This is a genomic window from Plantibacter sp. VKM Ac-2876 (assembly GCF_015350715.1).
Lineage (GTDB): Bacteria > Actinomycetota > Actinomycetes > Actinomycetales > Microbacteriaceae > Plantibacter > Plantibacter auratus.
The window spans coordinates 16421-38153 of record NZ_JADKSI010000002.1 but is presented as its reverse complement, the minus strand read 5'-3'; the positions used below and the strand labels follow the sequence as shown (position 1 = coordinate 38153).

The following is a 21733-nucleotide window of genomic DNA, read 5'->3' as shown; positions in this document are numbered from 1 at the left end:
GCCTCAGTCTAGGAGTCGTGCGAGGGGAACACGGGCGGAGTGCGGGCGGCGAACGCGGCGAGCCCCTCGCGGGCGTCCTCGCTGGTGAAGGCCTCCTGACCGAGGACCGCCTCACGGCGGAAGGCCTGCTCGAGAGGCAGGTCCGAGAGTTCGCGGACCGCCCGTTTGACGGCGGCGACGGCGGTGCGACTCTTCGTGAGCAGCTCGTCGGCGATGTCGTGCGCGGTGTCCATGAGCTCAGTGGCCGGGACGACGCGGTTGACGACGCCGTACCGGAGGGCGGTCGCCGTGTCGATGCGACCGCCGCGCAACATGAGGTCCATCGCGAAGGCGTACGGGATCTGGCGGACCAGACGACTCAGCGTGCCTCCCGCGGGCACGACGCCGACACCCGTCTCCGGGAGCGCGAACCCCGCGTGCTCGGCGGCGATGCGGATGTCGGTGGACAGCAGGATCTCGAACCCGCCCCCGAGGCAGAGCCCGTTGACCGCGCCGATCACCGGCTTGTCGAGACGGGTGTGCTTCTGATGCGCGTCGTCCCACTCACTGATGTCGAACCGGCCGTCGGCCAGGGCCGGTATCGACTCGCTGAGGTCCGCTCCGACGCAGAACGCCCGGTCACCGGCACCGGTCAGGATCGCGACACCGATGCGCGGGTCGTCGCGGACCTCGGCGAACGCTTCGCCGAGCTGGTCGTACATCGCGAGGGTCAGCGCGTTGAGTTTGCCTGGGCGGTCGATCGTGATGACGGCGGTCGCCCCGGACCGGTCCAGTCGGACTCCGCCCATCAGATGGTCCCCTCCGCCCGCAGCTCGTCGATGGCGGCCTCGTCGTAGTCGAGGAGCTCCCGGAGCACCGCGGCCGTGTGGGCCCCCGTCGACGGCGCTGGGCCGTTCGTCCGCGGCGGGGTCGCGTCGAGCTTGACGGGTGAGCCGAAGGTCCGGAGTGCGCCGAACCCGGGATAGGCGGTCTCGACGACCATGTCCCGCGCCGCGATCTGCGGGTCGGCCACCACTTCGCCGATGTCCTTCACCGCGCTCAGCGGGACGAGGTCCCCGGCGAGCGCCTCGAGCTCCGCCTTGGTGCGGCCGGCGAACCAGCGTTCGACGAGGGGACGGACCGCGCCCTCGTAGACCCCCTCGTCGAACCGGTCACCCATCGCGTGGAGCTCGGGGTGGGCCTCGTACTCCCCCGGGGCTCCGAACAACTCGCAGGAGATCCGCCAGAACTTGTCGGTGTAGCCGCCGAAGAAGACGAAACCGTCTCGGCAGGGGAACGCCTCGTAGGGGCGCACGAAGGGATGGGCGTTCCCGAGCGGGACCGGCACCGTGCCCTCGGTGGTGTAGGCGACGACCGCGTTCTCGGTCAGGGTGAGGACCGAGTCCTGTTGCGAGATGTCGACGAGCTGCCCGTACCCCGTGGTGTCGGCGTGCCGGAGCGCTGCGAGGACGCCGATCGTCCCGTACAGGCTCGCTGCGAGGTCGCCGATGATGGTGCCGACCCTCGTCGGAGGTCCACCGGCCGGGCCGTTCATCGACCACAGACCGCCGGTCGCCTGGGCGCTGTTGTCGTAGGCCGGTCGAGCACGGTACGGTCCGGTCTGACCGTAGCCGCTGAGGGCGGCGTACACGAGGCGCGGGTTGATCGTCCGCAGGTGCTCGTGACCCAGGCCGAGGCGGTCCATCGTGCCCGGACGGAAGTTCTCGACGAGCACGTCGGCGCGAGCCACCAGATGCTCGAGCAGTGCGGCACCCGAGGGATGCCGGAGGTTGGCGGTGACGCCGAGCTTGTTGCGGTTGTACTGCGCGAAGAACCCGCTCAGTCGGTCTTCGCCCACCGGGTCGCCGGAGTCGTCCTCCGCCGCGAGCAACGGCGGGAAGGCCCGGGTGTAGTCGGGTTCGTCCGGGTGCTCGACCTTGATGACGGTGGCCCCGAGGTCGGCGAGGACCATCGAACAGTACGGGCCGGCGACGACTCTGGTGACGTCGACGACCACCACGCCCGCGAGCGAGCCGCGTGCCGTGTCGAACCCGCCGAGGTCGGCGAGGCGGATACGCAGGTCATCGTCGATCATCGGGTGGCACCCGTCGTCGAAGTGGTGTGATCCGGCCGCCTGCGCATGTCGCTCCGCTCTGCACTTCGGAACGGTCCCGATCGTGCGTGGCGATCCTGTCACCGCTGTCGACGGCGCGGACATGTCCGTCTGGACCACATCCGCGGCCTCAGGGACGGCCACGACACATGCCGGATCGGTCAGCGCCCGCGTCGCCCCGAGAAGAGTGCGTGGAGGAGCGGCAGGACGGAGACCACCATGAAGACGGTGCCGAGCACCGCGTCGTCGGCACGGAGGACGGCACCCCCGACGAGCAGCGCGGCGAACAACACGGCCGAGACGACCCGGCCCGTCGTGCGGTCGAGCCGCGCGATCCGCTGTTCCAGTCTCGGGTTGGTGGTCGCGACCGTGCCGGCTTCGACCCGCGTGATGACCGCGTCGAGACGCTTCGGCAGGCGGACGGCGACCGTGGCGATGTCGAGTGCCTCGCGACCGAGGTCCTGGACGACGTTGCCACGCTCGTCGCGCAGCAGCTGCGCCGCGTAGGGCTCCACGGAGTCCCAGAGGTTGAACTCGGGGTCGAGGGCGCTGCAGACACCGGAGGTGAGCGAGATCGCGCGGATGATGAGCAGGAAGTTCTCGGGGAGCTGGAACGGCAGCGTGCGGATGACCTCGCTGAACTGGTTGCCGAAGTCGCGGAACTCCTTCGGGTCGACGTCGCGCAGTTCCGCGAACCCCATACCGCCGAAGCGTCCGAACAGCGCGGTCATGGCCCGCTCGAGCTCGGTCGTGTCGGCAGAGGGCAGGAGGACGCCGAGGTCGCGGATCGCGTCGACCAGGCCCTTGCCGTCGCGCGATGCGGCGGCGATCAGGAGTTTCCGGAGGCCGCGCCTCGTGGTCGGCGGGACCTCGCCCATCATCCCGAAGTCGATGAAGGTCAGCTTCCAGGGCCGCTCGCCCGGGGCTGCGTCGACCGGCGTCACGAAGATGTTGCCGGGATGCGGGTCGGCGTGGAAGAACCCGTTGGTGAAGAGCTGGTCGAACATGACGGCCGCGAACACGGGTGCCACGTCGACCGGATCGATGCCGGCGGCGCGCAGAGCGTCCGCGTCGGTGATCTTGATGGCGGTGACGTCTTCGAGCGTCAGGACGCGCTGGGTCGTGCGCTCCCACACCACCGCGGGTACGGAGACGCGGTCGTCGCCCGCGAAGTCTGCGGCGAACCGCTCGGAACTCGAGGCCTCATGGAGGTAGTCGATCTCCTCGAGGCTCGTCGCGGCGAACTCCTCGACGAGTGCGGGCATGTCGACGCGGTCGGAGACGAGCCGGACGCGGCGCAACCAGCCGCCCACCTTGCGCAGGGCGGCGAGGTCGACGGTGACGATCTCGTCGATGCCCGGGCGCTGGACCTTGAGCACCACGGCGTCGAGCCCCGTGTCCGCGGCGAGCGCCGGAGCGAGCAGGGCGCGGTGCGCCTGGCCGAGCGAGGCCGCTGCGACGGGGCGTTCATCGATGCCGGCGAAGACCTGCGAGAGCGGCACGCGGAGTTCCGACTCGGCGAGCGCGCGGATTCGCGGGAAGGCTACGGGCGGGACTTCGTCCTGGAGGCCTTCGAGCTCCTTCGTGATCTCCGGCGGGAGGACGTCGAGGCGCGACGACATGAACTGGCCGACCTTGATCATGAGGCCGCCGAGGTCGACGGCGAGCACGTGGAACCGTCGTGCGAACTTCTGCATGCGGCGCGTGCGGGTCCGCTCCGTCAGCTTGATGAGCCCGAACCGCGGCAGGACGATCTCGAACCACCAGGCGGCGGCCAGGTGCCAGCTCGCGAAGCGGAGGATGCGACGGTACCGGGCGCGCCCGTGAGCGGGCGGACCGGCAGGAACGCCGGTCCGCCCGCTCATGGGGAGCTCGCCGAAACGGGACGCCGAGTCGCTGGGCGTCCCGCCGGTCGACGACACTCGGTCAGTCCTGGGCGAGGATCGCGTAGAGGCGCTTGCGAGCGTCGTCGAGGATGGTGACAGCCTGCTGGACCTGCTCGGGCGTTCCGGTGCGGCCGACCTGGGCTGCGGCCTGGGCCAGCTCGACGCCGGCCTTCGGCAGGGCGGTGAAGCCGGGGTGCTCGGACGACTCGGCGTTCTGCCACGGAGCGGATGCGCCGGACTCGGCGACCTCGTCGCGACCGGCCTCGGTCAGCGCGTAGGTCTTACGGCCGCCGGACTCCTCGGCCGTGATGATGCCCTCGTCGGAGAGGAGCTGCAGCGTCGGGTAGACGGAGCCTGCGCTCGGCTTCCAGGAGCCGCCGCTGCGCTCCTCGATCTCGCGGATGATCTGGTAGCCGTGCATCGGCTGCTCAGCCAGGAGGGCCAGCACGGCGGAGCGGACGTCGCCTCGGCCGACGCGCGATCCGGCGCTCTTCTCGAACTTCGAACGCAGCTGCTCCATCATCTGCCACATGCCGTCGGTACCGAAGCCGGCTCCGTTGCCGAAGCCTCCACCGTTACCGAACCCTGCGCCACCGAATCCTGCGCCACCGCTTGGGAATCCACCCATGATTGCTCTCCTTCGTCGTACGTGAACGATGCTCAACGATATATCGGTGAAGCTGTGAACGATATGTGTAATCGGAAGATCGTGATGGCGTAACGTCGCCCTCATGAGCCCCTGGACCGCAGCAGACATCCCCGATCAGCACGGCCGCGTCGCGATCGTGACCGGCGCGAACAGCGGGATCGGCGCGGTCACGGCCCGCGAGCTCGCCGCCCACGGTGCCGCCGTGATCCTCGCCTGCCGCGACACGGACAAGGGCGCGCGTGCGGCGGCGACGATGACCGGCGACGTCGAGGTGCGGCAGCTGGATCTCGCCGACCTGGCGTCCGTCCGCCGATTCGCCGACGGTGTCGAGCGGGTCGACGTGCTGGTGAACAACGCGGGCGTCATGGCGGTTCCCGAGCGACGCACGGCCGACGGCTTCGAGATGCAGATCGGCACGAACTTCCTCGGGCCCTTCGCCCTCACCGGCCTGCTGATCGACCGCATCTCCACGCGAGTCGTGACGCTGTCGAGTGCTGCGCACCGTGCCGGCAAGATCGACCTGGCCGATCTCAACTGGCGCAACCGCACGTATCGGCGCTGGTCCGCCTACGGCCAGTCGAAGCTCGCCGACCTCATGTTCTCGGCCGAGTTGCAGCGACGCCTCACGGCGGAGGGTTCCTCGGTGCTGTCCGTGGCCGCACACCCCGGCTTCGCGTCGACCGAACTCCAGTCCCACACCGAGTCCGCGCAGGGTCCGCTCCTCGCCTGGGGAACCCGGCTTCTCGGTCAGAGCGCGGAGATGGGCGCGCTTCCGACGCTCTACGCGGCGACGTCGCCCGACGTCGAGCCCGGCGGCTACTACGGTCCGAGCGGCTTCGGCGAGATGCGCGGTGCCCCGAAGCCCGTCGGCCGGACCTCGGCGGCCCGCGACGAGCACGTCGCCGCCGAACTCTGGACGACGGCCGAGGCGCTCACCGGAGTCACCTACCGGTGAGCGCGTCCGGCCGTCGCGGCGTCACGCGGGAAGGCTCTCCTCGATCGCGGCGATGACTTCGGGGGCGTCCGGCTCGGTCGTCGGACGGAAGCGGTGCACGGTGCCGTCGGGTGCGATGAGGAACTTCTCGAAGTTCCACTTGACGTTGCCGGCCTTGCCGTTCGCGTCGGCGGTCTTCACGAGCTCCTGGTAGAGCGGGTGCCGGTTGCGGCCGTTGACCTTCACCTTGTCCATCATCGGGAAGGTGACGCCCCAGGTGGCCGAGCAGTACTCGGCGATCTTCTCGTTGTCGCCGAGCTCCTGCAGGAACTGGTTGCTCGGGAACCCGATCACCGTGAAGCCGCGGTCGGCGTACTCCTTCTGGAGCGCCTCGAGCTTCTCATACTGCGGTGCGAGGCCGCAGCGGCTCGCGACGTTGACCACGAGTTTGGCCTTCCCGTCCCACTCCGCGAGGGTCGTGTCCCGGCCGTCGAGGGTGGTGACGGGGATGGTGTCCAGATCGGTCATGGTGTGATGCCTCTCATCTGTCGAACGACGTCCTGCCCGTGCACTGGTGTGCGCAAGCGGATCCACTCCGAACGCTACTCGCCCAGGACACGGCCGACGCCCTTTCGGCAGGGCGTTCCCAGCCGACAGCCGTTGACACCGTCTGCCCGCCGGTGGATCGTGAGTGCAGCAGATCGGAGCAGGACATGGGACGCATCCACATCGACCTCTTCATGACCCTCGACGGCGTCGCGCAGGCGCCCGGCGGGCCCGAGGAGGACCCCAGCGACGGGTTCGCGTTCGGCGGCTGGCAGGCGCCGCTCATCGACGAGGTCGACGGGGAGCAGATCGACGCCGGCATGGTGGGCATGGACGCCCTCCTGCTCGGGCGCCGGACCTACGACATCTTCGCCGGGTACTGGCCGTATCAGGAGGGCGGCCAGGACGACGGCATCGCCCGGCTCTTCAACCGACTGCCGAAGTACGTCGCGTCACGCGAGCCGCGGGAGCTGGGGTGGGCGAACTCGACGCAGCTCGGACCGGACCTCCCCCAAGCTGTTCGAGCGCTGTGCGAGCGTCACTCACAGATCCACGTCATCGGCAGCCTCGACCTCGTGCAGACCCTGCTCGCTGAGGCACTCTTCGATCAGCTGAACCTCTGGGTGTACCCGATCACGCTCGGCACCGGGAAGCGCGTGTTCGCCACCGGCACCGTGCCGTCCTCGCTGCGCCTGCTCGGCCCGGCGACCACCTCCCCCGCAGGGACGGTCCACCTCAGGTACGAACGGATCGACGGCACACCGGCCACCGGCGACATGGGCGACCCGCGATGAGCGCATCAGACGAGGCGTCGATGAAGTCGCCCGAAACTGATACCCGCCTCGACACGGTCGTCGTCGGTGCCGGCGTCGCCGGGCTCGTCGCCGCACGACTCCTCGCGGCCGCCGGACGAACGGTGGTCGTGGTCGAGGCCCGTGACCGGGTCGGCGGGCGGGTGTCGACCGAGCGTCGCGACGGTCAGGTGACCGATCTCGGCGCGTCGTGGGTGCACGGGGTGAATGACAGCGCGGTGGCCGCGGCGGCCGACGCGTTCGGAATGCGGACGGTCGAGTTCACCGTCGGCGGCTACCAGCCGGACAGCCGGCCGATCGCGTACTACGGTCCCGACGGCGAGCGCCTGTCGGGCGCCGAGGCTCGCGGCTTCGCCGAGGATGTCCACGCCCTCGACGCCACGCTACTCGGTGTCGTCGCCGAGTCCGCATCGGACGCGTCCTACCGTGACGTGACCGAGGCGGCGCTCGCGCTCCAGGACTGGGACGCCGAGCGGGTGCAGCGGGTCCGCGAGTACCTGGAGCATCGTTCGGAGGAGCAATACGGCGCATGGATCGAAGACCTCGCGGCCCACGGGCTCGACGACGACGCGATCGACGGTGATGAGGTCGTCTTCCCCGACGGGTACGACGTGCTCCCCCGGAGGCTGGCCGAGGGGCTCGACGTGCGCCTGGAGCACGTGGTGACGAACGTGCGGTGGTCCGCGGACGGCGTCGAGGTCAGCGCGCAGGGACCGATGGGCGAGGTGGTGCTGCATGCGGGCTCAGTGGTGGTGACGGTGCCGGTCGGGGTGTTGCAGTCGGAGGAGTTCGTGATCGATCCCCCGCTGCCGGAGCCGCTCGCCGGCGCACTCTCGCGGTTGCGGATGAACGCGTTCGAGAAGGTGTTCCTGCGGTTCGAGCGGAGGTTCTGGGACGACGACGTCTACGCCATCCGGCAGCAGGGCCCGGAGAGTCGACGCTGGCACTCCTGGTACGACCTCACGACGGCGCACGGATCGCCGACGCTGCTCACGTTCGCCGCCGGCCCGACGGCCGTGGAGATCCGGGACTGGGACGAATCGCGCGTCGTGGAGTCGAACCTCGAGCAGCTGCGGCGCCTGTACGGCGACCGCGTCGAGGAGCCGACGGAGGTGCACGTCACGCGCTGGCAGGACGATCCGTTCTCCCGCGGGTCCTACGCCTACATGACCGTCGGCTCGACGACCGACGACCATGACGCCCTCGCGAGCCCGGTCGGTGGCGTCCTGCACCTCGCGGGCGAGGCGACCTGGACCGACGACCCCGCGACGGTGACGGCGGCATTCCACTCCGGCCATCGGGCGGCGGAACGCATCCTTGGTCAGTCGATCCCGATCGAGACCCTCTGGCGCGACGAGAACGCAGTACCGGTCGTCAACCCGGTCCGATAACGACCACGAGTGCGCTCTCGCCGTTGCCGGAGGCGATCAGGCGCGGAGCGGCTTCAGTGCACCTGCCCACGCTTCGAGCTGGTCGAACAGCACCCCGGCGGCTTCGGTGTGCTGCGGTCCGGGCGTGAAGGTGCTGAAGTCCTCGAAGTCGGCGAACAGTGAGAAGCTCAGCTGCTGCCGCACGTCCGCGATCTGCAGCTCGGCGCTGATGCCGCGGAGATGTTCGATCGCGCGGGCACCGCCGAGGCTGCCCCATGCCACGAACCCGGCGGCCTTGTTGTTCCACTCGGCGTAGAGGTAGTCGATGGCGTTCTTCAAGACAGCGGACGTGGAGTGGTTGTACTCGGGCGTGACGAAGACGAACCCGTCGTAGGGCGCGATCGTCGCCGCCCAGGCCTTCGTGTGCTCGTTCTCGTATGCCCCGAACGACGGCGGCGTCGGCTCGTCGAGGAGCGGCAGCGGGTGGTCGAGCAGGTCGATGAGCTCGTAGCTCGCAGCCCGACCGGCGGCCTGCTCGACGACCCAGTCGGCGACGGCCTTGCCGTTGCGGCCGGGGCGGGTGCTGCCGAGGATGATGGCGATACGGAGGTCTGACATGGGGTGTGCTCCTTCGATGTGCGTGCCCGTCCCGCGAGTCACGGGACGTGGTGGTGCCTGGCTCGCACTGTAGCCGGGTGGCTTGGCAGGCGCCCGCGTCCGGGGTGGGGCTTGCCGAAGGGCTCCGGGCGTGCTGGAGCGGCGAGGCCCGGCGTCAGGATCAGGAGGCCGCCGGCCGCCCCGGCAGGGATTGTGCGCCGATGACGGCGAGGAGTCGAAGTTTCTCGGCGCTCTCGCTCCCCGGCTCGGCGGTGTAGACGAGCAGCCGGTGGGACTGATCGGGGTCCAGCAGCGTCTGGCAGTGCAGTTCCAGTTCGCCGACCTCGGGGTGGAGGAACCGCTTGACCTCCGTCGGCCGGAGACCGACCTCCTGCGCGGCCCACAACTCGCGGAAGTTCTCGCTCCGTTCCAGCAGTGCGTTCGCGAGTCGTTCCGCACGCGATCCGGGACCGCGCATCGTGACGACCTCCCGCAGCCCGGCGGCGTACACGCGCGAGAGCAGCAGGCGATCGGCGGGCGCGTAGGCCGCGCTCGCGGTCGGGTCGGTGAACCACCGGTAGCCCAGGCTCCGGTCGTCGCCGGTGAATCGGGAAGCGTCGCCGTTGAGTGCGACGGCCATCGGGGTCTGGCGAAGCGTCTCGCCGAGTTCGTTGATGATCTCGGCGGGGGTGTCCTGCAAGCGGTCGAGGATCCGCAACAGACCGGGTCCGACATGGTCGCCGTGCGCTCCCCGCGCGGGAGGAGTGCGCCCGGCCAGCCGGAAGAGGTGGTCCCGTTCGTCGAGGGAGAGATGCAGGCCCTGGGCGATCGAGGCGATCATCTGTTCGGACGGTTGCGGCCCCACCCCGCGCTCCAGACGGGCGTAGTAGTCGGTCGACATGTTGCAGAGCGCCGCGACCTCCTCCCGGCGGAGGCCGTCCGTCCGGCGCCGTGGACCGCGCGGCAGCCCGACGTCCTCAGGCTGGAGGAGGTGGCGACGATGACTGAGGAAGGTCGCCAGACCCGGCCGATCGATCATGTCGTCTCTCCTCGCCGTGCGGCGGTCCGTGGACCTCCTTTCTATCGTGCGGGAGCGGCGCCAGCCACGGATCGCCGATCAGTGGATGAGCCGGTCCTGGACCGGCCGAGGCCGGCCGTCGAGAGTGGTTCCCACACGCCGGACCACGGCGACACCCACGACGAAGGACCACCCATGCCTCGGACACCCACGTTCACCATCCCCGACCTGACCGGGTCGTTCGCCGTCGTCACCGGCGCGAGCGACGGCCTCGGACGGGTCATCGCAACCGACCTCGCCCGGGCGGGTGCCGAAGTCGTCCTGCCCGTGCGCTCGACGACGAAGGGCGAGCACGTCGCCGACGGCATCCGTGCTGCTGTTCCGGGCGCGAGGGTGTCGGTCCGCAGTCTGGACCTCGCCTCCTTGGAGTCCGTCTCCGCGCTCGTCGACCAGCTCTCAGCGGAGGGTCGCCCGATCGACCTGCTCGTCAACAACGCGGGCGTCATGACGCCACCGGAGCGGCAGGAGACGCGCGACGGCTTCGAACTCCAGTTCGGCGTCAACCACCTCGGCCACTTCGCGCTCACCCTCGGCCTGCTGCCGCTGCTCAAGGTCGGCGGGGCACGCGTCACGCACCAGACGAGCATCGCCGCCCGGAGCGGCTCGATCAACTGGGACGACCTCGACTGGAAGAGCAGCTACGACGGGATGCGGGCCTATCAGCAGTCCAAGATCGCCGTGGCATTGTTCGCCCGCGAACTCGATGCCCGCAGCAGCGCCGGCGGCTGGGGTGTCTCCAGCAACCTGTCCCACCCTGGCGTCTCCCCCACCAACCTGTTGGCCGCCCAACCGGGCATGGGCCGGCAGCGGGACACCGGAGCCCGTCGCGTGGTCCGCTTGCTCTCACGCCTCGGCGTCGCAGGCTCGGTGTCGAGCGCCGCTCAGCCCGCGCTCATGGCCGCAACGGCTTCGACCGCGCGAGGCGACGAGTTCTACGGCCCGGTGAGGACCATCGGTGGCCGACCCGCGCTCCTCCCGACCCTGTGGCCGCCGATGCGGGACCTGGACGACGCCCGCCGGCTCTGGGACGAATCCGAGCGGCTCATCCGACGGTGAAGCGCACGACCGTCGACCGGTCGATGATCCGAGGACGCCCGCCGGAACTCGTGACGATGGCCGCCACCACCGCCCACCGGTGGCCGGCACCGAGGTGATCCGGAGGCTCGCGCGCTACTCAGGGATGGACGGCGCCCCGTCCGCGCCGCACGCGATGCGGAGCATCCGCGTCGCTGTCGCGCGGAGGAGTTCACGGAGATCCTCAGGCTCGTCGATGATGACCGCGTGATCTCCCATCCCGGCGATCACCGCTGGAAGCCAGTCGAGGCGTTTGGCTTGGATCGAGACCCGATGCCAGCCGGGTGCGTCCTCGATCGACTCCACGACGGCCACGCTCTCCGGGAAGTGGGCCCGTATCTGCGGGACGCTCGCCTGGATGCGCAACCGGACGTGCCATCGGTAGTCCGCCCCTGCGAAGCGGTCGACGAGTCGAGGGCGCTCGGCTCGAGTGACCGGGTCTGGGAAGACGCCGGGCAGCGCGCGCGCCGATCGGATGCGGTCGACCCGGAAGGTGCGCTCCTCCGCTCGCTCGACGTCGAACGCGTCCAGGTACCAACGACCGGCATGGACGAGCAGGTCGAACGGATGCACGGTGCGACGCGATGGCGTGTCCTCCGCGTCGCGGTAGCGCAGCTCCAAGGGACGTCTTGCTCGGAGCGCATCCGACACGGTGAGCAGGACGCCGGCGTCGGGCACGTGGACGCGCGACGGGCTCAGCACTGTGGCCTGCATGACCGCCTCGACGCGTTCCGCGGATGCGGCCGGGAGGGAACGCCGGACCTTCGCGAGGGCGATCTGCGCTGCGACGTCCGGGGAGTCCGAGGACGATTGAGCTTCACTCAAGCCGAGGAAGACGGCGACCGCTTCCTCGTCAGTGAGCATGATCGGCGACACCCGTCGGCCGACGGCGAGGCGGTACCCGCCGTAGCGACCGCGCACCGAATCGATCGGGACATCCATGTCTACGAGACGCTGCACGGAGCGGCGCACGGTCCGCTCATCGACGCCCAACCGCTCGGCGAGCTCTGGCACGCTGCGGATCTCCGCAGACTGCAGCAGCTCGAGCAACTGCAGCGCTCGAGCAGTCGGCGAGCTGGCATGTCCCATCTCCTGAGAATACCGGGCGGAAACGGTCCGGTATTGGCTCTATCGTCGTCACCGCCCCGCACCTGTGGGGAAACACCACCAGCCAAGGAGACACGCATGCAACTCGCAGCCACCCGGATCATCACAGACGACGTCGACACCCTGGTCACGTTCTACGAGCGGGTCACCGGTGCGACCGCGACACGATTGCACCCACAGTTCGCCGAGGTGCGCACCGACACCGGCACGCTCGCCATCGCCAGTTCAGCAACCATCCCGCTGTTGGGCGAGGACGCCGCCGCACCGCGTGCCAACCGATCCGTCATCCTCGATCTGCTCGTCGATGACGTCGACGCGATCTATGCGACGCTCCAGGGCGTCGTGGAGACGTTCGTGAACGAGCCGACGACCATGCCGTGGGGCAACCGGTCGCTGCTGTTCCGCGACCCCGACGGCAACCTCGTCAACGTCTTCACCCCGACCAACGCTGACGCGAGCAAGCGGGTCGCATTGTGAACCTGGACGTGCGGCCTACGCCGGGATGACGCTCGGGATGAGTCGCGGCGCTGGAGGGAGCGGTCCGTGCCGGTCGGACGCGCGCAGTCCGTCGATCACGAGTGCGGCGTAGCGTCGCGCAGCTCGGACGCGCTCCGTCTCCGTCGTACTCGAGAGTCCGCGAGCCGCGAGCAGGACCACGAGGAAGTCGTCGAGGACGAAGTCCGCGCGCAGCGCACCCACGTCGATGGCACTCTGAGCGACGGCGGTGATCGCACGCACGGCCTGTTCACGCTGGGTCCGGAAGTCGACGGCATCGGGGTAGGCGGCGAGGAACGCGTCCGTGAACCCCTGGTTCCGCGCGTTGAGGACCAAAACCTCCTCGATGATGCTGCGGAATCCACGCCAGGGGTCGACGTCCGCGAGGGCGTCGACCACGATCGAGCGGCAGTCGTCGAGCTCGTCCACGAATGCGGCTCTGACGAGATCGGCTTTGGTCGGGAACCGTCGGTACAGGGTGGCCGGCCCGACACCGGCTCGGCGGGCGATCTCTCGCATCGTCACGTGGAGGCCGTCGGTCCCGAACAGTTCGCGGGCTGCCGCGAGGACGCGGTCACGGTTCTCCTGGGCGTCGGAACGCAGGTTCTGAGGCAGTGTCGCGGGCATGTGTCTCACATTACTCAAGTGGACGGGTGCGTCCGTTACGTTTCGGGAGGCGGGTCAGATCCCCCGCCGCGAAACGGAGTGCACCCATGCGTGCAGTGATCATCCGGACCTTCGGCGACCCGAGTGGGATGGAGGTGGCGGACCTGCCCGTCCCCACGCCCGGGGCCGGTGAGGTCCTCGTTCGAACGGAGGCCGCAGGCGTCGGCGGGGTCGACGTCGTGATCCGCCGGGGCGGGATCGCCGAAGCCGCCCGGGACTCGGGGATGATCCCGGGGAGTGAAGCAGCCGGCGTCATCACCGCGACCGGGCCCGACGTCGACCCCGCGTGGGTCGGTCGACGGGTGTGGGCGTTCACAGGGACCTCAGGCGCGTACGCCGAGTACGTGATCACGCGAGCCGATGAGGTCGTCGAGCTGCCATCCGACCTGACGTCCGTCCAGGCGGTGACGCTGGGCAGCGCGTTCCCGGTCGCGCACTTCGCGCTCGAACGCGCTCGCCTGGCCGAGGGCGAATCCGTCCTCGTGCGCGGGGCCGCCGGGAGTATCGGCCTGGCCGGCGTCGAGCTGGCCGCTCGTGCCCGCGCCGGCGTCATCGCCGTCACCACCTCGTCCTCCGAACGCGGGGAACGCCTGCGGGCGTTCGGTGCAACCCACGTGCTCGACCGCTCCGGCGCAGGCGATGCGGACGCCCCGGCGGAGTTCGACGTCATCCTCGACATCGTCGGCGGTCCCGACCTCCCCCGGTTCATCGAGCGGCTCTCGCCGAACGGCCGCCTGATCGCCGTGGGCGTGGTGGGCGGGTTCCCGCCCGCCGACTTCGGCACGGCTCTCCTGGCCGGCTTCCGCCGATCGATCACCTTCGGGACCCTGAGCCTCGACACCGTGCCGCGCGAGGAACTCGCCCGGGTGCGAGCCGAGGTGTTCGACGACGCCCTCCGAGGCGCGCTCACGTCGGTGGTCCACGACACCTTGCCGCTGAGCGACGCAGCCGAGGCGCACCGTCTCATGGACGCCGGGGACGTGTTCGGGCGCATCGTGCTCGTCCCCTGAGTCGGCTGACGAGGCAGGCACAGATCCGCCACCACTACAGCCAGATCGTCGCCAGCCAGATCTCGACGGCGGCGAGCACCAGCAGGGCGACGTTCAGCCCGAGGACCCGGATCTCGCCGCGACGCACATGCAGGGTGATACCACCGATCTGCACCAGCACCAGCCCGACCGCCGCAGCGACGGTCAACCAGGTGAGGACGCCCACGAGCGGGGGCAGGATGAGGCCGACCACGCCCAGCACTTCGAGCAGTCCGATCACTCGAACCGCCGAGAGCGGCATGCCGTCGACCCACGCCATCATCGGGCGGAGCTGCTCTGCAGAGCGGACGAGCTTCATGCCGCCCGAGTACAGGTACAGGACCGCGAGCAGTCCTGCGACGATCCAATAGGCGATGACCATGTGCAACCTCCGAGTGCGTGTGTGCGTTGATGGTTACGATGGGTAACCGACGCAAGTGTGAACCGGATCGGACCGGCGTACAAAAGGCACACGCGTGTGACCGAGCCGCGAGGGGTGCCGTGTTCCGCTACCAGAGGCTGTGTTCCGTCCGGGGCGACCAGGGCAAGGCCATCCGCTCACTCCTGGACCGCATCGCCGACAAGTGGGCGCTCCTCCTCATCGCGACGCTCCATGACGGCCCATTCCGGTTCACCGAGCTCGAGCAGCGCATCCCGGGCATCTCCCGACGCATGCTCACCCTCACCCTCAGGAACCTGGAGCGCGACGGGCTCGTCATCCGCACCACCTTCGCCGAAGTGCCGCCGCGGGTCGAGTACGAGCTGACAGACCTCGCGCAGTCGCTCATCCCCCATGCGGTGGCACTCGCCGAGTGGGCCGGCGAGCACGTCCCCGTGATCGAAGCGAGTCGAACGGCATACGACGAGCGGTCCTGACCGCCTGCCCGCGCTGCGGGCCAACGAAAAAGTCCCGGAAACCAGATGGTTTCCGGGACTTCATGGTCGGGCTGACAGGATTTGAACCTGCGACCCCTTGACCCCCAGTCAAGTGCGCTACCAAGCTGCGCCACAGCCCGATGCCATCTCCGCGGGCGGAGAAGACAACTCGAACAGTCTAGCGGATTCCGAGGGCGCTCCGTGACACGGCTCCGGCGACCACGGCCCTGCCCAAACAAGCCGTGCTCGTCGGGCGGGAGGTCTCCCCTGCCCACCCCCGCACGGGGCACGCTACCGTGACTCGTCCGCGCCCGCGTGACAGGACGAACCGACCGATCCGGTCACCCGACGAAGGACCACCATGCGCTACAGCCACTACTGGAAAGAGGTCCGCGTCGCGGCCCTCACCGCTCTGCCCGTCGCGATCGTCTCCGGCATCGTGCAGGTCAGCCGCAACACGCCGATCGACGACGCCATCATCGGCGGCGCCATCACCTTCATCGCGCTGTCACTGCTCATCCCCGTCGTGCGCCACTGGCTGCACCCCGAGTCCCGCGGCTGACCACCGCGACACGACGAGGCATCTCCAGGACGCATCCCTCGACGTGCCGGGAGGTCCGGGCAGGTGCCCGGACAGGCGCTACTCGGCCTTGCGATCCGCGACGAGCTGGTCGCGCACCTTGCGGCGCAGCACCTTTCCGATGAGCGACGTCGGCAACTCGTCGAGCTGCACGACCCGCTTCGGCACCTTGTACGCCGTGAGGCGGGTCCGGCAGTAGTCGCGCAGCGAGCCGGCGTCGAACACCGTCCCGGCACGCATGACCACCGCGGCCGTCACGTCCTCGCCACCGGAGTCGCGCGGCAGGCCGACCACGGCGGCCGACTCGACGTCCGGGTGCGACAGGAGCGTCTCCTCCACCTCGGACGGGCTGACGTTGAACCCACCGGTGATGATGAGCTCCTTCACCCGGTCGATGACCGTCACGAAGCCGTCCGCCGACACCGTCACGATGTCACCGGTCCGCAACCAGCCGCCCTCGAGCAACGCCTCGCGCGACTCGTCCGGACGACCCCAGTAGCCCTGGAAGACCTGCGGACCACGGAGCAGCAACTCACCCGACTCCCCCGCCGCACGGTCGACCGTCGGGTTCTCGGGATCGACGACGCGGATCTCGGTGCTCGGGAACGGCACACCCACGGTGCCCGGCCGACGCGACGGACCGATCGGGTTGCCGAGCGCCACCGGCGACGACTCCGTCATCCCGTAGCCCTCGACGAGCAGACCGCCGGTCGCCTCCTCCCACCGCGTGACCGTCGACACCGGGAGGCTCATCGCACCGGAGATCGCGAAGCGGACACTCGTCAGGTCGACGCCCTTGCGGCTCGAAGCACGCGACAGCGCGTCGTAGATGGGCGGCACCGCCGGCAGGAACGTCGGCGGGGACTTCTTCGCCGCCGTGAGCACCAGCTCCAGGTCGAACTTCGGGAACAGCACGAGCCGCGCCCCGATGCTCATCGCGAACGTCAGGCACAGCGTCATGCCATAGGCGTGGAACAGCGGCAGCACCCCGTAGAAGACCTCGCCGCCCTCGCTCAGCCCAGGCACCCAGGCGCGACCCTGAGCCGCGTTGGCCCGCAGGTTGCGATGGGTCAGGATGGCGCCCTTCGGTGCCCCGGTCGTCCCACTCGTGTACTGCAGGAGCGCGGTGTCGTCGAGCGTCGGACGCACGACCCGCTTCGACAGCTTCCGTCCGCCGATCAACCGCTCCCACGGGAGTACGTGCTTGGCTGACGGCGTGGCCGTCATCGCCGCACGCGACTCACGCGCACGCTTCACCGGCAGCCGGAGCGCCAGACGTTTCGACAACGGCAGGGCCTGCGTGATGTCGACGGACACGATCCGGCCGCGCATCACGTCGGCCGGGAGGTCGGCGACGAGGTCGTAGACCTTGTCCCACACGATCGCGACGTGCGCGCCGTGGTCCTCGAACTGATGCCGCAGCTCGCGAGCCGTGTAGAGCGGGTTGTGCTCGATGACCGTCGCACCGAGCCGGAGCGCCGCATAGAACGCGACGACGTGCTGCGGGCAGTTCGGTAGCACGAGCGCCACGCGGTCGCCCGGCTTCACGCCGAGCTTGCGGAGCCCTTCGGCCGCTCGCGCGACCTGTTCGCCGAGCTCGCTGTAGCTCGTCTCGGCACCGAAGAACTCCAGGGCGATGCGATCACCGAAGCGCTTCACCGAGGTGTCGAGCAGGTCGACGAGCGTCTCGGTGACCTCGTCGATGTCGGCGGGCACGCCACTGGCGTAGGAGGACAGCCACGGCCGCTCGGCCAGACGCTGACGCTGGGCCTCGCCGGCCTCGGTCGGCTCCGACGACTGCTCGCCCTCACGCTGCTCGGCTGTGTTTCCTCGATGGTCCACGACGATCCTCCAGATGACACCGCGCGCACCGCACGCATGCCTCCACCCTAGGCGGGCGCGTATGCCCGACCGGGGATGCGACCGGACCGCTTGACAAGCTCCAAAGCGACACCAGTGAATCGCCCGAGGAGTCGTCGGACAACGCCAGAAGCCGGCCACCCGAAGGCGACCGGCTCCCGATGATACGGCGACTCAGACGGCGTCGGGTGACGCGGGCGTCTTCGGCTGACGCTTCGCGGCCGCAGCCGCGTTGTCGGACATCGCCTGCTGGAGGTTCTCCCCCAGCGCGCCACCGGCGACCCCGCCCAGGAGGGCGGACAGGTCGAGCCCGGTGATGTCCTTGACCACCTTCGGAACCTCGCTGACCACCTGGCCGACCGTCTTCGTGACGGCGGACGCGCCCTCGGTCGAGATGACCGTGAGGTTCGAGATGTTGCCGAGCGGCTCGGACACGGCGCGCGTGATCTCAGGCAGACGGGCGATGATCTCGGACGCGAGCCCGGCCTCACCGTACTTCTTCAGTGCCTCCGCCTTCGCGTCGATCGCCTCGGCCTCCGCCAGACCCTCCGCGGCCACAGCCGACGCCTTCGCGTCACCCTGGGCACGGATACCCTCGGCCAGCGCGATCTGCTTGTCGCGCTCAGCGGTACCGGCGAGACGCACGGACTCCGCAGCCGCCTGGGCGTCCTGCACCGCCGCGACCTTGTTCGCCTCGGCGATGGTCTTGCGCTTGAACGCGTCGGCTTCCGTTGCGGCATTGGCCGCATCTCGGGCCGCCTGCGCGCGCTGGACCGTCGCGTACGCGTCGGCTTCGGCCGGCTTGCGCACCTCGATGTCGAGGCGCTCCTGCTCCACCTTCGCCTTCTCGGCGAGCGCCTCACGCTCCTGCTCCGCGACCAGGCGGTCCTGCTGCGCCGTGGCGAGCTGACCGGAGGCTTCGGCCTCGGCGTTCGCGCGGTCGGTCTCCGCCTTGATGGTCGCCTGCTTGAGGCTCAGGGCCTTCTGGCGCTCCGCGACCTGCTCCGCCGCTTCGATCCGCGCGAACTCGGACGCACGAGCGGTCTCGGCCTCCTTGATCTCCGCGTTCTGCCGGGCGAGCGCGTTCTCCGCTCGACCGAGGTCGGCGAGGTAGTTGGTGCCCGGCGTCGAGATGTCGGAGATGTTCAGCAGGTCGACCTGGAGGCCCTGCTCGGCGAGATCCGTCTTGGTCGCCTCGACCACCGCTTCAGACAGGGCGTTGCGGTTGGAGATGATCTCCTTGATCGGCATGTTGCCGATGATGGAACGCAGCGAACCTTCGAGGGACTGCTGGATGATCTGTGTCAGCGACCCCTGCTGCGAGAGGAAGCGCTGCGCAGCACGGCGCACACCCTCCGGCGTGCCGGACACCTTGAAGTTCACGCTCGCCTGGATGGCGACCTTGATGAAGTTGGTGTCGACGCCCTCCACGACGATGCCGATCTGGCGCTGCTCGAGCGAGATCGGGAAGCCCTGCTGCAGGATCGGCCAGATGAACACCCGCCCACCGATGACGACGCGCTGACCGCCATCGGGCTCACCCGTCTTGGCGCCGGCCCCCCGACCGACGATGACGAGCGCCTGGTTCGGCGGTACGCGCTTGATCCGTCCGGCGACGAACGCGACGATCGCGAGCGCCACCACGACGAGTGCGATCACGGCGATCACCGTGATGTTGGTGGTGATGAAGTCCATAGGGCAGGTGCCTTCCCCTCGAGGGCGTGCTGGTGGATGGATGGAATCAGGGCTGCGTGCCGGCAGCGGCTCCGCTCGACGCGGGTTCGACCTTCACGCGGGAACCCTGGAGCTCGACCACGCGGATCCGACTGCCGGTCTCGATCCGGGTGTCGGAGAACGCGAGGCGCGTCTCGATCTCGTGCGGACCGTCGAGGCTGACTTCGCCGAAGGAAGCCGAGATGGTCGACCGGGCGACCCCGTAGAGGCCGAGCGGTGAACTCGGCGTGCCGTCCTCCGAGCGCTTGAAACTCCGGATCATCAGCTGGACGCCGACGAGCACGAGGACACCGATGACGGCCGAGATGACATACGCGGACCAGGGAGGTAGCCCGTTCGCGAGCACGATCGCGCCGACCGCACCGAAGACGGTGAACGCGCTCCCGAGCGCGGTGGCCGAGACGGCCCCGTCCAGGAAGTCGAAGATCTCACCGAAGACCAGGGAGATGAGGACGATCACGAGACCGACGGCGCCGACGATGATGAACAGGGTCATGGCACCAACCCTACTGAACGCCCAGGCGGCGTGCGGGAAAGCGGTCTCCCGTGACGGCGCCGACGGGCTGCAGGCTCCTGTGGAGCGACTGCGGAGGCCCTCAGTTCACCGCGTCGAGCAGGTCCGTCAGCCAGCCGGCACCGCGCGTCGTCGCGCCCAGACGCTCGACGCGTTCGCGCAATCCGCGGTCCGAGGTGACCACGACGACCGCCCCGTCGAGCTCCTGGACGACGTCCACGATGGCGTCGTCGCCACTCCCGGCCGCATCGACGACCGAGACGCCCGCCCGCAGCTCGTGCCCGGGCTCGTGCACGTCGTCATCGGTGTGGACGCCACGGGCCTGTCCTTCGACGACGGCGACGTAGGCCGGCCACCAGCGGTTGAAGTCGAGGTCGAGCGCCTGGGCGTCGAGTCCCTCGTGCGCGAGACGGCCGAGTCGCGCGACGAAACGCTGCGCGGCTCCGGCACGGTCCTTCCACCATCCGTCCGGACGTGAGCCGACGACGTTCGCGACGTCGACGACGACCGTGACGCGGCGCTCGAGCTGCGACCGCAGGCCCGGCCACGAATCGGCGAAGCCGGGGTGCAGGGGCAACGTCTCGACCTCGGCGAGCGGCACCCAGGCGAGGGCGATGCTCTCCGGGTCAGACACCACGGGTTCGAACGGCTCGACCGCCTCGACGATCACCGTCGTGTACGACCAGAACCCGAGATCGAGCACGGAGTCGAACCGTAGCTCGATCGACTCGGCGGGGACACCCGCCTCCTCGTGCGACTCGCGGACCGCACCGTCGACAGCGCTCTCGAACTGATGACGAGCGCCTCCCGGGATGCCCCAGGTGCCGCCGAAGTGGCTCCAACCGGCCCGGTGCTGCAACAGCACGCCGCGCGCCCGATCGTGCACGAGGAGTCCGGCTGCACCGAACCTCCCCCAGAACTTGCGGCCGTCCCCGGATTCGACCCAGGCATCCCCGGCGTCCCGGACGGGGCCGCCGGGAGGATGCGCATCAGTCATTGGACCAGCCTGGCACGAAACGGTGTGCGCCACGCCCTCGGACGTGCAGACATCCCCAGCACGTGCAGAATATGTTATATATTGAACGCAAGTATTGCATTGGCCGCGCTCGCGCCCGCCGCACCGAACCCACGCGAAGGACCCTCATGGATGCACGTCAACGCCGGACGCGGGCACGGCTCGCGCGCACGATCCTGCAGCTCGCCGCAGAACGCCCCACCTCCGAGATCTCCGTCTCGGAGATCGCCGCACGCGCCGGCATCAACCGATCGACCTTCTACCAGCACGCGGCGGCGCCGTGCGAGCTGCTCGAATCGGTCCTCGCCGAGGAGCTCACGGAACTGAGCGTGACCCACTTGGCGACCGTCTCCGCGGACGACGCCCCAGCGGCGATCACGCGGGCCACGGTCGCCGCGCTCCGCCACCTCGACGAACGAGCCGACATCTACCGGGTCGGGCTCGGCGACGACCTCCTCGGTGCGAGTCTCCAGCCGATGCTCAACCGGGTGTTCACATCCACCGTGCTCGACATCTTCGAGCGCGGGGCGATCACCCTCCCCCACGCCGAATGCCTGGGTGAGGAGCAGCGCGACCTCTTCATGCGGTCCGCGGCGCACTTCGTCGCCGCAGGGTCGGTGGCGACCTTCCGCGTGTGGCTCGACACCCCCGCTCCGCGCGACATCGAATCGTTCCTCGGGGTCATCCGCGAGCTGCTCCCGAGCTGGTGGCCGTTCGAAGCCGAGCCCGCATCCGCCCTCGCGCCGGCGGCAGAGGCCGCATCTGAGCGCCGCTGAACCCGCCTCGACCACGACGAAGGCCCGGGACCACTCCATGGAGT

The 21733-nt window shown here is 69.6% G+C and carries 23 protein-coding genes and 1 tRNA gene; 9 read left to right on the top strand and 15 right to left on the bottom strand.

Annotation, left to right across the window (positions count from 1 at the left end; translation table 11 throughout):
• Positions 1 to 8 precede the first annotated feature (8 nt).
• The 4 genes from ITJ62_RS06580 to ITJ62_RS06565 form a co-directional block, all read right to left on the bottom strand.
• The gene (locus ITJ62_RS06580; RefSeq protein WP_194600405.1) at positions 9 to 788 is read right to left on the bottom strand and encodes an enoyl-CoA hydratase/isomerase family protein; all 780 of its coding nucleotides are present in this window, start codon (positions 786 to 788) and stop codon (positions 9 to 11) included.
• On the bottom strand, positions 788 to 2074 hold the full coding sequence (locus ITJ62_RS06575; protein ID WP_194600403.1) for a CaiB/BaiF CoA-transferase family protein: 1287 nt from the start codon (positions 2072 to 2074) through the stop codon (positions 788 to 790). The genes ITJ62_RS06580 and ITJ62_RS06575 overlap by 1 nt, the downstream gene beginning before the upstream one ends.
• A gap of 179 nt (positions 2075 to 2253) precedes the next feature.
• The gene (locus ITJ62_RS06570; protein WP_194600401.1) at positions 2254 to 3957 is read right to left on the bottom strand and encodes an AarF/ABC1/UbiB kinase family protein; all 1704 of its coding nucleotides are present in this window, start codon (positions 3955 to 3957) and stop codon (positions 2254 to 2256) included.
• A gap of 61 nt (positions 3958 to 4018) precedes the next feature.
• On the bottom strand, positions 4019 to 4510 hold the full coding sequence (locus ITJ62_RS06565) for a PadR family transcriptional regulator (protein WP_085514431.1): 492 nt from the start codon (positions 4508 to 4510) through the stop codon (positions 4019 to 4021).
• Between the two features lie 199 nt (positions 4511 to 4709).
• Between ITJ62_RS06565 and ITJ62_RS06560 the strand changes: the two genes are divergently transcribed.
• Positions 4710 to 5582 (top strand): oxidoreductase, encoded by an 873-nt coding sequence (locus ITJ62_RS06560; protein ID WP_194600399.1) that lies wholly within the window; start codon positions 4710 to 4712, stop codon positions 5580 to 5582.
• A gap of 21 nt (positions 5583 to 5603) precedes the next feature.
• Here the strand turns inward: ITJ62_RS06560 and ITJ62_RS06555 are convergent, their stop codons facing one another.
• Positions 5604 to 6089 (bottom strand): glutathione peroxidase, encoded by a 486-nt coding sequence (locus ITJ62_RS06555; RefSeq protein WP_056005205.1) that lies wholly within the window; start codon positions 6087 to 6089, stop codon positions 5604 to 5606.
• Between the two features lie 185 nt (positions 6090 to 6274).
• Between ITJ62_RS06555 and ITJ62_RS06550 the strand changes: the two genes are divergently transcribed.
• Positions 6275 to 6901, top strand: coding sequence for a dihydrofolate reductase family protein (locus tag ITJ62_RS06550; RefSeq protein WP_194600398.1), 627 nt, complete (start codon positions 6275 to 6277; stop codon positions 6899 to 6901).
• A gap of 20 nt (positions 6902 to 6921) precedes the next feature.
• Positions 6922 to 8310: an NAD(P)/FAD-dependent oxidoreductase gene (locus ITJ62_RS06545; protein WP_194602358.1), complete on the top strand. Its 1389-nt coding sequence runs from the start codon at positions 6922 to 6924 to the stop codon at positions 8308 to 8310.
• 36 nt (positions 8311 to 8346) lie between these two features.
• Here the strand turns inward: ITJ62_RS06545 and ITJ62_RS06540 are convergent, their stop codons facing one another.
• Positions 8347 to 8907 (bottom strand): NADPH-dependent FMN reductase, encoded by a 561-nt coding sequence (locus ITJ62_RS06540; protein ID WP_194600396.1) that lies wholly within the window; start codon positions 8905 to 8907, stop codon positions 8347 to 8349.
• Positions 8908 to 9067: 160 nt separating this feature from the next.
• A complete protein-coding gene (locus tag ITJ62_RS06535) occupies positions 9068 to 9925 on the bottom strand; it encodes a helix-turn-helix transcriptional regulator (RefSeq protein ID WP_194600393.1) in 858 nt (285 codons plus the stop codon).
• A gap of 174 nt (positions 9926 to 10099) precedes the next feature.
• On the opposite strand from ITJ62_RS06535, the gene ITJ62_RS06530 reads away from it, so the two are divergent.
• The gene (locus tag ITJ62_RS06530; protein ID WP_194600391.1) at positions 10100 to 11020 is read left to right on the top strand and encodes an SDR family oxidoreductase; all 921 of its coding nucleotides are present in this window, start codon (positions 10100 to 10102) and stop codon (positions 11018 to 11020) included.
• Positions 11021 to 11134: 114 nt separating this feature from the next.
• On the opposite strand, the gene ITJ62_RS06525 is transcribed toward ITJ62_RS06530, so the two are convergent.
• Positions 11135 to 12127 (bottom strand): YafY family protein, encoded by a 993-nt coding sequence (locus ITJ62_RS06525; RefSeq protein ID WP_194600389.1) that lies wholly within the window; start codon positions 12125 to 12127, stop codon positions 11135 to 11137.
• Between the two features lie 96 nt (positions 12128 to 12223).
• On the opposite strand from ITJ62_RS06525, the gene ITJ62_RS06520 reads away from it, so the two are divergent.
• Positions 12224 to 12622, top strand: coding sequence for a glyoxalase/bleomycin resistance/extradiol dioxygenase family protein (locus ITJ62_RS06520; RefSeq protein ID WP_194600387.1), 399 nt, complete (start codon positions 12224 to 12226; stop codon positions 12620 to 12622).
• A 15-nt stretch (positions 12623 to 12637) separates the two neighbouring features.
• On the opposite strand, the gene ITJ62_RS06515 is transcribed toward ITJ62_RS06520, so the two are convergent.
• Positions 12638 to 13267 (bottom strand): TetR/AcrR family transcriptional regulator, encoded by a 630-nt coding sequence (locus ITJ62_RS06515; RefSeq protein ID WP_194600385.1) that lies wholly within the window; start codon positions 13265 to 13267, stop codon positions 12638 to 12640.
• Between the two features lie 86 nt (positions 13268 to 13353).
• Between ITJ62_RS06515 and ITJ62_RS06510 the strand changes: the two genes are divergently transcribed.
• Positions 13354 to 14316, top strand: a complete 963-nt coding sequence (locus ITJ62_RS06510) for a zinc-dependent alcohol dehydrogenase family protein (protein ID WP_194600383.1) — start codon at positions 13354 to 13356, stop codon at positions 14314 to 14316.
• A 34-nt stretch (positions 14317 to 14350) separates the two neighbouring features.
• Here the strand turns inward: ITJ62_RS06510 and ITJ62_RS06505 are convergent, their stop codons facing one another.
• A complete protein-coding gene (locus ITJ62_RS06505; RefSeq protein WP_194600381.1) occupies positions 14351 to 14716 on the bottom strand; it encodes a DoxX family protein in 366 nt (121 codons plus the stop codon).
• A gap of 119 nt (positions 14717 to 14835) precedes the next feature.
• Between ITJ62_RS06505 and ITJ62_RS06500 the strand changes: the two genes are divergently transcribed.
• Positions 14836 to 15210, top strand: a complete 375-nt coding sequence (locus tag ITJ62_RS06500; protein WP_194600378.1) for a helix-turn-helix domain-containing protein — start codon at positions 14836 to 14838, stop codon at positions 15208 to 15210.
• 63 nt (positions 15211 to 15273) lie between these two features.
• Here ITJ62_RS06500 and ITJ62_RS06495 read toward each other — a convergent pair.
• Positions 15274 to 15350 (bottom strand) — tRNA-Pro (locus ITJ62_RS06495).
• 221 nt (positions 15351 to 15571) lie between these two features.
• Here ITJ62_RS06495 and ITJ62_RS06490 point away from each other — a divergent pair.
• Positions 15572 to 15772 carry a hypothetical protein gene (locus ITJ62_RS06490; RefSeq protein WP_194600376.1) on the top strand — a complete coding sequence of 67 codons (201 nt, stop codon included), beginning with the start codon at positions 15572 to 15574 and terminating at the stop codon, positions 15770 to 15772.
• Between the two features lie 78 nt (positions 15773 to 15850).
• Here the strand turns inward: ITJ62_RS06490 and ITJ62_RS06485 are convergent, their stop codons facing one another.
• From ITJ62_RS06485 to ITJ62_RS06470, 4 genes are all read right to left on the bottom strand, one after another.
• Positions 15851 to 17545 (bottom strand): long-chain-fatty-acid--CoA ligase, encoded by a 1695-nt coding sequence (locus ITJ62_RS06485; protein ID WP_228498185.1) that lies wholly within the window; start codon positions 17543 to 17545, stop codon positions 15851 to 15853.
• Positions 17546 to 17824: 279 nt separating this feature from the next.
• Positions 17825 to 19345: a flotillin family protein gene (locus tag ITJ62_RS06480; protein ID WP_064295482.1), complete on the bottom strand. Its 1521-nt coding sequence runs from the start codon at positions 19343 to 19345 to the stop codon at positions 17825 to 17827.
• Between the two features lie 46 nt (positions 19346 to 19391).
• The gene (locus tag ITJ62_RS06475; protein ID WP_194600373.1) at positions 19392 to 19880 is read right to left on the bottom strand and encodes an NfeD family protein; all 489 of its coding nucleotides are present in this window, start codon (positions 19878 to 19880) and stop codon (positions 19392 to 19394) included.
• Positions 19881 to 19980: 100 nt separating this feature from the next.
• Positions 19981 to 20895 carry an NUDIX domain-containing protein gene (locus tag ITJ62_RS06470; protein ID WP_194600371.1) on the bottom strand — a complete coding sequence of 305 codons (915 nt, stop codon included), beginning with the start codon at positions 20893 to 20895 and terminating at the stop codon, positions 19981 to 19983.
• Positions 20896 to 21041: 146 nt separating this feature from the next.
• Here ITJ62_RS06470 and ITJ62_RS06465 point away from each other — a divergent pair, with 146 nt between their 5' ends.
• A complete protein-coding gene (locus tag ITJ62_RS06465) occupies positions 21042 to 21689 on the top strand; it encodes a TetR/AcrR family transcriptional regulator (protein WP_194600369.1) in 648 nt (215 codons plus the stop codon).
• The last annotated feature ends 44 nt before the right edge of the window (positions 21690 to 21733 follow it).

Bases quoted from the DNA above. Each gene is read 5' to 3' on its own strand.
- ITJ62_RS06520 (WP_194600387.1), top strand. From the start codon at position 12,224: ATGCAACTCGCAGCCACCCGGATCATCACAGACGACGTCGACACCCTG.
- ITJ62_RS06470 (WP_194600371.1), bottom strand. From the start codon at position 20,895: ATGACTGATGCGCATCCTCCCGGCGGCCCCGTCCGGGACGCCGGGGAT.
- ITJ62_RS06560 (WP_194600399.1), top strand. From the start codon at position 4,710: ATGAGCCCCTGGACCGCAGCAGACATCCCCGATCAGCACGGCCGCGTC.
- ITJ62_RS06540 (WP_194600396.1), bottom strand. From the start codon at position 8,907: ATGTCAGACCTCCGTATCGCCATCATCCTCGGCAGCACCCGCCCCGGC.
- ITJ62_RS06475 (WP_194600373.1), bottom strand. From the start codon at position 19,880: ATGACCCTGTTCATCATCGTCGGCGCCGTCGGTCTCGTGATCGTCCTC.
- ITJ62_RS06505 (WP_194600381.1), bottom strand. From the start codon at position 14,716: ATGGTCATCGCCTATTGGATCGTCGCAGGACTGCTCGCGGTCCTGTAC.
- ITJ62_RS06555 (WP_056005205.1), bottom strand. From the start codon at position 6,089: ATGACCGATCTGGACACCATCCCCGTCACCACCCTCGACGGCCGGGAC.
- ITJ62_RS06580 (WP_194600405.1), bottom strand. From the start codon at position 788: ATGGGCGGAGTCCGACTGGACCGGTCCGGGGCGACCGCCGTCATCACG.
- ITJ62_RS06525 (WP_194600389.1), bottom strand. From the start codon at position 12,127: ATGGGACATGCCAGCTCGCCGACTGCTCGAGCGCTGCAGTTGCTCGAG.
- ITJ62_RS06545 (WP_194602358.1), top strand. From the start codon at position 6,922: ATGAAGTCGCCCGAAACTGATACCCGCCTCGACACGGTCGTCGTCGGT.
- ITJ62_RS06510 (WP_194600383.1), top strand. From the start codon at position 13,354: ATGCGTGCAGTGATCATCCGGACCTTCGGCGACCCGAGTGGGATGGAG.
- ITJ62_RS06570 (WP_194600401.1), bottom strand. From the start codon at position 3,957: ATGAGCGGGCGGACCGGCGTTCCTGCCGGTCCGCCCGCTCACGGGCGC.
- ITJ62_RS06575 (WP_194600403.1), bottom strand. From the start codon at position 2,074: ATGATCGACGATGACCTGCGTATCCGCCTCGCCGACCTCGGCGGGTTC.
- ITJ62_RS06480 (WP_064295482.1), bottom strand. From the start codon at position 19,345: ATGGACTTCATCACCACCAACATCACGGTGATCGCCGTGATCGCACTC.
- ITJ62_RS06530 (WP_194600391.1), top strand. From the start codon at position 10,100: ATGCCTCGGACACCCACGTTCACCATCCCCGACCTGACCGGGTCGTTC.
- ITJ62_RS06465 (WP_194600369.1), top strand. From the start codon at position 21,042: ATGGATGCACGTCAACGCCGGACGCGGGCACGGCTCGCGCGCACGATC.
- ITJ62_RS06565 (WP_085514431.1), bottom strand. From the start codon at position 4,510: ATGTGGCAGATGATGGAGCAGCTGCGTTCGAAGTTCGAGAAGAGCGCC.
- ITJ62_RS06490 (WP_194600376.1), top strand. From the start codon at position 15,572: ATGCGCTACAGCCACTACTGGAAAGAGGTCCGCGTCGCGGCCCTCACC.
- ITJ62_RS06515 (WP_194600385.1), bottom strand. From the start codon at position 13,267: ATGCCCGCGACACTGCCTCAGAACCTGCGTTCCGACGCCCAGGAGAAC.
- ITJ62_RS06535 (WP_194600393.1), bottom strand. From the start codon at position 9,925: ATGATCGATCGGCCGGGTCTGGCGACCTTCCTCAGTCATCGTCGCCAC.
- ITJ62_RS06550 (WP_194600398.1), top strand. From the start codon at position 6,275: ATGGGACGCATCCACATCGACCTCTTCATGACCCTCGACGGCGTCGCG.